General features: G+C 72.8%; 9 protein-coding genes. 6 read left to right on the top strand and 3 right to left on the bottom strand.

The features are described from left to right. The first annotated feature begins 124 nt into the window (after positions 1 to 124). Positions 125 to 1,069 carry an NADP-dependent oxidoreductase gene (locus E1281_RS34550; RefSeq protein ID WP_131883918.1) on the top strand — a complete coding sequence of 315 codons (945 nt, stop codon included), beginning with the start codon at positions 125 to 127 and terminating at the stop codon, positions 1,067 to 1,069. Positions 1,070 to 1,124: 55 nt separating this feature from the next. Further along, positions 1,125 to 1,355, top strand: a complete 231-nt coding sequence (locus tag E1281_RS34545; RefSeq protein WP_131883917.1) for a hypothetical protein — start codon at positions 1,125 to 1,127, stop codon at positions 1,353 to 1,355. Between the two features lie 17 nt (positions 1,356 to 1,372). On the opposite strand, the gene E1281_RS34540 is transcribed toward E1281_RS34545, so the two are convergent. Both E1281_RS34540 and E1281_RS34535 read right to left on the bottom strand, forming a co-directional pair. After that, positions 1,373 to 2,686: a HAMP domain-containing sensor histidine kinase gene (locus E1281_RS34540; RefSeq protein WP_243717708.1), complete on the bottom strand. Its 1,314-nt coding sequence runs from the start codon at positions 2,684 to 2,686 to the stop codon at positions 1,373 to 1,375. Positions 2,687 to 2,860: 174 nt separating this feature from the next. Next, positions 2,861 to 3,799 (bottom strand): sulfite exporter TauE/SafE family protein, encoded by a 939-nt coding sequence (locus E1281_RS34535; RefSeq protein WP_131883915.1) that lies wholly within the window; start codon positions 3,797 to 3,799, stop codon positions 2,861 to 2,863. 253 nt (positions 3,800 to 4,052) lie between these two features. Between E1281_RS34535 and eno the strand changes: the two genes are divergently transcribed. From eno to E1281_RS34515, 4 genes are all read left to right on the top strand, one after another. Then, a complete protein-coding gene (gene eno, locus E1281_RS34530) occupies positions 4,053 to 5,333 on the top strand; it encodes a phosphopyruvate hydratase (protein WP_131883919.1) in 1,281 nt (426 codons plus the stop codon). Further along, positions 5,333 to 5,788, top strand: a complete 456-nt coding sequence (locus E1281_RS34525; RefSeq protein WP_131883914.1) for a septum formation initiator family protein — start codon at positions 5,333 to 5,335, stop codon at positions 5,786 to 5,788. Before eno ends, E1281_RS34525 begins: the two co-directional genes overlap by 1 nt. Positions 5,789 to 5,885: 97 nt before the next feature. Then, positions 5,886 to 6,482 carry a DUF501 domain-containing protein gene (locus tag E1281_RS34520; RefSeq protein WP_131883913.1) on the top strand — a complete coding sequence of 199 codons (597 nt, stop codon included), beginning with the start codon at positions 5,886 to 5,888 and terminating at the stop codon, positions 6,480 to 6,482. Further along, entirely contained in the window at positions 6,479 to 7,429 is a 951-nt protein-coding gene (locus E1281_RS34515) for a Ppx/GppA phosphatase family protein (RefSeq protein ID WP_131883912.1), read from the top strand. The genes E1281_RS34520 and E1281_RS34515 overlap by 4 nt, the downstream gene beginning before the upstream one ends. A 21-nt stretch (positions 7,430 to 7,450) precedes the next feature. Here the strand turns inward: E1281_RS34515 and E1281_RS40775 are convergent. Then, positions 7,451 to 7,686, bottom strand: a 236-nt coding sequence (locus E1281_RS40775; protein ID WP_165959228.1) for a hypothetical protein, incomplete at its 5' end; no start/stop codon positions are given.

Below are 7,686 nucleotides of genomic sequence, written 5' to 3'. Positions count from 1 at the left end.
CGCCCCTTCCGGGCGAGCCCGGGTGACGCGGTCACCCGCCTGACCTGTGTGATCGTCCGGCGGCAGGGTAGATCACCCGGCGGGGCGGACGCCCCTGCTGGTCCGATCGGGGGGGACGATCGTCATGCGAGCCATCGCCGTGTCCGAATACGGCGCCACACCGGCGCCGGTGAACCTGCCGCGCCCGGAGCCCGGTCCGGGCGAGATCCTGGTGAAGATGATCGCGGCCGGGCTCAATCCGATGGACTGGAAGGTCGCCGACGGGATGCTCAAGGACTCGGTCGACGCGTCCTTCCCGCTGATCCTGGGCCAGGACGGCGCCGGCGTCGTGGAGGCGGTCGGCGAGGACGTGACCCGCCTGCGCCACGGGGAGCAGGTCTACGGGTTCTTCTCCATGCCGGACCGGGGTCTCGGCGCCTTCTGCGAGTACGCCCTGGCCCGCGACGACGGCCCGGTGGCGAAGATGCCGGAGGGCATGATCTACACGCAGGCCGCCGCGGTGCCGACCGCGAGCGTGGCCGCGCTCGCCATGGTGGAGGAGGCGCGGGTGGCCGCCGGGCAGACCGTCCTCGTCGTGGGGGCGACCGGGGGCGTCGGGCAGGGCGTGGTGCAGCTCGCCGCCCGGGAGGGCGCCAAGGTCATCGCCACGGCCCGCGCCGACATGGCCGGGACGATGCGGCGCCTCGGCGCGGACGCGACCGTCGACCACTCCGGGGGCGACCTCAACGCCCAGGTGCTGGCCGTCCACAACGACGGGATCGACGCCGTCATCGACATGGTCGGCGACACCTCCGAGACCGAGGTCATCGCGCAACTGCTGCGTCCCGGGGGCACGTACGTCAGCTCCGTCTGGTCGGTGAATCCGGACTCGATGGAGGCCAAGGGCCTGCGCGGGATCAACCTCGACAAGGAGCCGTCGGCCGAGCTCCTCGACCGCCTGTCCGACCTGATCGACGCCGGCGACCTCCAGGTGCGGGTCGAGCGCGAGGTACCGCTGGACGACGCGCCCGGCGCGCTGGCCGACAACCGGGCCGGCGGAGCCCGCGGCAAAACCGTGATCCGCGTCTGACCCCGCGGGTGAGGATCGCCGGATCATGGGCATGCAGTCCCCACGGGAGGACGACATGAACGAGAGCAGAATGGACCAGACCGGCGGCGAGGACGGACGGGACCGGCTCCGCGAGCTCGACGAGACCCTCGACAGGCTCCGCGCCGACCTGCCCGCGCCGCCCGACGACGCCACGGACTTCGCCGACTCCGGGCAGTACCTCGCCGCCCGCGAGGAGCTTGAGGGGCAGATCGAACTGCTGGAGTCCGAACGCGAACGCCTCCGCGAGCAGCTCGGCATCTCCTGACCGTTCGCCCGGGCGGGTCACTGCGGAAGGCGCAGGACGAAGCGGGCCCCCGGGATGCCGTCGGAGCGGTCGGTGAGGACCAGGGATCCGCGGTGGGCCTGGGCGATGTCGCGGGAGATCGCCAACCCGAGGCCGGTGCCGCCGGCGTCGCGGTGACCGCCCTGGGACAGCCGGGTGAACCGCTCGAACACCCGCTCGCGGTCCTCGGGCGCGATGCCGGTGCCGTCGTCGACCACCTCGACGACCGCGGTGGAGGGCGGCTCCACCCGCAGGATCACCGTCACCTCGTGCGCCGCGTGCCGGTCGGCGTTGTCGATCAGGTTGGTCAGCAGCCGCGCCAGCTCGACGCGCCCGCCCTGCACCGTCACCGACCCCTCCGACAGCACCGTCACCTGGGTGCGGCGCGGGCGGCTCAGGACCTCCTGGTCCGCCAGCCCGGTCAGGTCCACCGGCTCGCGCCGGAAGTTCGGGTCGGCTTCGAGGCGGCCCAGTGCCAGCAGGTCGTCCACCACCGCCGACAGCCGGTCGGTGTTGTCCAGGATGGCCCGCAGCGTCTCCGCCATGTCGGCCTCCTCGGGTGCCGCCAGCGCGAGCTCCAGTTCCATCCGCAGCGCGGCGAGCGGGCTGCGCAGCTCGTGGGAGACGTCGGAGACGAACCCGCGCTGGCGCGCGACGGCCTGTTCCAGCCGGTCGAGGGTCGCGTTGATGCTCTCGGCGAGCAGGCCCACCTCGTCCCGCCGGGGCGGCTGCGGCACCCGGCGCTCCAGGTCGGTGGCGGTGATCTCGTCCAGCTCCCGGCGGATCGCGTCGACCGGCCGCAGCGCGCGGCTCGCGGCCGTCCACATCCCCCAGGAGGCCAGGGCGGTGACGACCGGGACGCCGAGGATGAGCAGCGACGCCGTGAGCGGGCGCGGAAACAGCCCCGGTTCCGGTGTCAGCGAGAAGACATAGTGTGCGTCCGCGCCGAATCCCACCCGGACCTCGACCACGAGGAAGCAGTCCCCGCCCGGTGCGTCTATGGAGCAGGTCCGGATGTCGCGACGGGAGTCGAATTCGTTCGGTGGCGAGAGGCGCAACGGCGGGCGCCCCCACATCTCCGGCGACGCGGCGATCACGTTGCCCTTCGCGTCCACCACCTGCTGGAGCGCGTCGCCGGGCTGGTGGATCACCTTCTCCAGCGGCCCGGCGCGGAGCGCCGTCGTCACCCTGCGCCCTTCGCGTGCCTGGCTCTCCACGGTGTCGTGGACGGCCTGCTGCCTGACGAGGTTGAGCAGCACCGCGCACAGCACCGCGGACAGGAGCAAGGTGACCAGCGCGGCCGCCAGCGTCACCCGGACCCGGATCTCCGGGTGACGCAGCGCCGCCCGCCAGATCCAGCGGTTCAGACCCGCGGACGGCCGGGGCCGGACACCGATGACGACCTCCCGGGTACGCAGGGTGCAGGTACCCGGGTTTTCTTGCCTGAACGGGGCAAACGCGACCGTGGTCGGCGGGTAAAAGATCGTTCAGGTGGCGGACGGGGCGGCGGCCTTGTCGGGCGCGGGCGGGACGTCGCCCTCACCGGCCGCCGGGTCCGGGTCGCGCTCGGCCAGGTGCCGCCGGATCGAGTAGCCCAGTGCCGCCGCCCACAGGGCGTAGATGGCGGCGTAGAAGACCCACCGGACGCCGTCCGAGGCGCCGATCCAGTCGCTGCGCAGCAGGGTGCGGGCGTTGGTGAGGATGATGATGCCGCCGACCGCGCTGCCCAGGACGCGCGGCGGAATGTGCCGGACCAGCCATGCCGCGATCGGGGCCGCGATCACTCCGCCGATCAGCAGCGCGGCCACCCAGGCGAAGTCGACTCCCTCCGAGCCGATGCCGATCAGGAAGCCGACGCTGGCCGCCACGGCGATCAGGAACTCGCTGGTGTCGATCGATCCGATCGTCTTGCGGGGCTCCAGCCGCCCGCTGGCCAGGATCGCCGGGGTGCCGACGGGCCCCCACCCGCCGCCGCCGGTGGAGTCGACGAAGCCGGCCACCAGGCCGAGCGGGCCGAGGAACCGCTTGCGCAGCGGCTTGCCGAGCCGGTCCGTGCGGATCCCCCGGACGGTGAAGCGGACCAGGATGTAGGTCCCGAGCGTGAGCAGGATGACCGACATCACCGGCTCGGCGGTCTCGGTGGAGAGCCCGGACAGGAACGTGGCACCGGCGAACGCCCCGACGGCGCCGGGGATGCCGATCTTGGCGACGACGCGCCAGTCGACGTTGCCGAACTTCCAGTGCGACGCGCCCGACACCAGCGTGGTCCCGATCTCGGCCAGGTGCACGGTGGCGGAGGCGGCCGCCGGGTTCGTGCCGATGGCCAGCAGCAGCGTCGTCGACGTGACGCCGTAGGCCATGCCCAGGCTCCCGTCGACGAGCTGGGCGCCCAGGCCGACCAGGGCGAGCAGGACGAGTTTGCGCACGGGTTCACCGCCGGGTGTGGAAGGTCGGTATTTCCGACAAAGATAGTTTGGATACTTGATTAGTAGATAATGCATGGATAGGGCACGTCAAGTCGCTCTTGTCCGTCCGAACCGGTTGCTTCGGGAGGTTCGGGGACAACGGCGTGCCAGTGGGGCGGCCCAGGGGTCGTCCGAGATAGGCTCGGTGACCGCGTCGGATCACCGCGTCCGGACGAGTTCCACCATCAGCCGCACCACCACCAGGGGGTTCCCCGTGTCGTCGATCGAGGCCGTACTCGCCCGGGAGATCCTTGACTCCCGCGGCAATCCGACCGTCGAGGTCGAGGTCCTGCTCGCCGATGGAACCGAGGCGCACGCCGCCGTGCCGAGCGGCGCCTCGACCGGCCAGTTCGAGGCGGTCGAGCTGCGGGACGGGGGTGAGCGCTACGGCGGCAAGGGCGTCCGGGACGCGGTCAGGGCCGTCAACGAGACCATCGACGAGAAGGTCGTCGGGTACCCGGCGTCCGACCAGCGGCTGATCGACCAGCTGCTGGTGGACCTCGACGGCACGCCCGCCAAGTCGGCGCTCGGCGCGAACGCGATCCTCGGCGTCAGCCTGGCCGTCGCCAAGGCCGCCGCGGACTCCGCCGGCCTACCGCTGTTCCGCTACGTGGGCGGCCCGAACGCGCACCTGCTGCCCGTCCCGATGATGAACATCCTGAACGGCGGCGCGCACGCCGACACCAGCGTGGACATCCAGGAGTTCATGGTCGCTCCGATCGGCGCGGCCACCTTCGCCGAGGCGCTGCGCTGGGGCACCGAGACCTACCACGCGCTGAAGTCGGTGCTGAAGTCCAAGGGCCTGAACACCGGCCTCGGCGACGAGGGCGGGTTCGCCCCCGAGCTGCCGAGCAACCGGGAGGCGCTCGACCTCATCATGGAGGCGATCCGCAAGGCCGGCTTCACCCCCGGACGTGACATCGCGCTCGCCCTGGACGTCGCCGCCACCGAGTTCCACGCGGACGGCCAGTACGCGTTCGAGGGCACCAAGCGGAGCTCCGACGACATGGCCGCCTACTACGGCGAGCTGCTCACGGAGTACCCCCTGGTCTCCATCGAGGACCCGCTCGACGAGGAGGACTGGACCGGCTGGGAGGGCCTCACCGCCGCCGTCGGCGACCGCGTCCAGATCGTCGGCGACGACCTGTTCGTCACCAACCCCGAGCGGCTCGCCCGCGGCATCAAGGCCCGCGCCGCCAACGCGCTGCTGGTCAAGGTCAACCAGATCGGCACGCTCAGCGAGACGCTCGACGCCGTCTCGCTCGCGCAGACCAGCGGGTACCGCTGCATGATGAGCCACCGGTCCGGGGAGACCGAGGACACCACGATCGCCGACCTGGCCGTCGCGACCAACTGCGGCCAGATCAAGACCGGTGCCCCCGCCCGCAGCGACCGGGTCGCCAAGTACAACCAGCTCCTGCGCATCGAGGAGCTGCTGGACGACGCCGCCCGCTACGCCGGCGCCGCCGCGTTCCCGCGCTTCGTGCACGACTGATGGCGCGGGGCGAGGACCGGGCGGATCCCGGCGACCGCGACGACGGCCACGGCGAGGACCACGCGGGCGGCCGGCGCCGCGGCAACCCCGCGCTGACCAGCCGCGCGGCGATCCTGGCCGTGGTCGTGTGCGCGATCGCGCTGAGCCTCGCCTACCCCGTCCGGGAGTACATCGCCCAGCGTCAGGAGATCGCCGACCTCCGGCAGGAGGAGGCCAAGGCCCGCCGGCAGGTCGAGATTCTGGCCCAACGCAAGCAGCAATTGGGGGATAAGTCGTACATTGAGCGTGAGGCGACGCGAAGACTCCATTACTGCCGTCCTGGCGTAAAGTGCTACATCGTGCTGGACGGCAGCGGGGACGGTCGCCGGCAGGCGCACAAGGGCGGCCCGACGAGCAGGCCGCCGTGGTACGAGACGCTGTGGCGGTCGGTGGAGGCGGCCGACCGGCCACGCTGACCCGTCCCGCGGCTCGGCGGGACGGGTCCGACGAGACGGACCGGACGCATCCGGTGAGAGGGACCGGACGCGGGATCCGCGGGTGGGGACACGGGTGATGGAAGCAGCTGACCAGGCCGGGGCGGCGGCCGGTGACGGCGCCGCGGTCGCGGCCGACGACCGGGCCGCGGTCGCGGCTCAGCTGGGGCGGGAGCCGCGCGGCGTGCGCGGGGTCGCGAGCCGCTGCCCGTGCGGGCTGCCCGCCGTGATCGAGACGGCGCCGAGGCTGCCGGACGGGACGCCCTTCCCCACGCTGTTCTATCTCACGTGCCCGAAGGCCGCCTCGGCCATCGGGACCCTGGAGGGGAGCGGCATCATGCGCGAGATGCAGGAGCGGCTCGCCGCCGACCCGGAGCTGAGGGCCGAGTACACCGCGGCCCACGAGGACTACCTGCGCCGGCGCGGCGAGGCGGCCCGCGAGGACGGCATCGAGCCGCTGCCCGCGGGCATGCAGAGCGCGGGCGGCATGCCGGAGCGCGTCAAGTGCCTGCACGCGCTCATCGCCCACGAGCTGGCCGTGCCCGGCGCCAACCCGTTCGGACGGGAGGGGCTGGAGGCGCTCCCCGAGTGGTGGCGGACCGGCCCCTGCGTCCAGATGGACGACGGCACGGGCGACGGCGGCGGCGCGGACGACGATACGGGGGAGGCCCGGTGACGCGTGTAGCGGCCGTCGACTGCGGGACCAACTCGGTCCGCCTCCTGATAGCCGACATCGTGCCCGGCGAGGGCGGCGGGACGCTGACCGACGTCGAGCGCCGGATGGAGATCGTCCGGCTCGGGGAGGGCGTCGACGAGACCGGGCGGCTGTCGCCCGCGGCGCTGGAGCGCACCTTCGCCGCGATGCGCGGGTACGCGGACCTGATCGAGCGGCACGGCGCGCGGGCCGGGCAGGGCCCGGTCAAGACGCGGGTCGTGGCGACGAGCGCGACCCGCGACGCCGAGAACCGGGCCGACTTCGTCAGCGGCGTCGTCGACATCTTCGGCGTCGTCCCCGAGGTGATCAGCGGGAACGAGGAGGCCGAGCTGTCCTTCCTCGGCGCGACCCGGGACCTGGCCGCGCTGCGCCCGGCCCGGCCCTACCTGGTGGTCGACATCGGCGGCGGCTCCACCGAGTTCGTGCTCGGCAGCTCGTCGGCCGACGCCGCGCGCTCGATCGACATCGGCTGCGTCCGGATGACCGAGCGGCACCTCAGGGACGGCGACCCGCCCTCGCCGCTGCAGATCACGAGCGCCGCGGCCGACATCGACGCGGCCCTGGCCGCGGTCCGGGAGACCGTGCCCGTGGACGAGTCGCGCACGCTCGTCGGTCTCGCCGGGTCGGTCACCACGGTCGCCGGGATCGCGCTCGACCTGCCGGAGTACGACGCGTCCCGCATCCACCTGTCGAGGATCACCGCCACCCAGGTCCACGAGGTGACGCGCCGCCTCCTGCACGCCACCCGCGCCGAGCGCGCCGAGATCCCCGTCATGCATCCGGGGCGGGTCGACGTGATCGGCGCGGGCGCCCTGATCCTGGACCGCATCATGCGGGAGTACGGTTTCGGCGCGGTCGTCACCAGCGAGCACGACATCCTGGACGGGATCGCCTGGTCCCTGGTCTGACGCTGGTCCCTGGTCTGACGCTCACTGCTTGAGGTGGGCCAGCAGGGCCGGGATCAGGATCGCGTTCGGGTTCTGCTGCGGGACGTAGAGGATCGGCGAGGCGCTGCCGGACTGCTGGATCCACACCCGGCCGCCGTCCACCGTCGCGCCGGAGATCGCCGACCAGCTCAGCGACACGCGGTTGCCGCGGACGCCGCCCGGATGAACGGTCAGCCCCTGCGCCACGTCGATCGACTCGCCCGCCCGGACCCGCCCGG

Origin of the sequence: Actinomadura sp. KC345 (assembly GCF_004348515.1) — a bacterium.
Lineage (GTDB): Bacteria > Actinomycetota > Actinomycetes > Streptosporangiales > Streptosporangiaceae > Spirillospora.
This window is presented reverse-complemented; position numbering and strand designations above follow the sequence as displayed.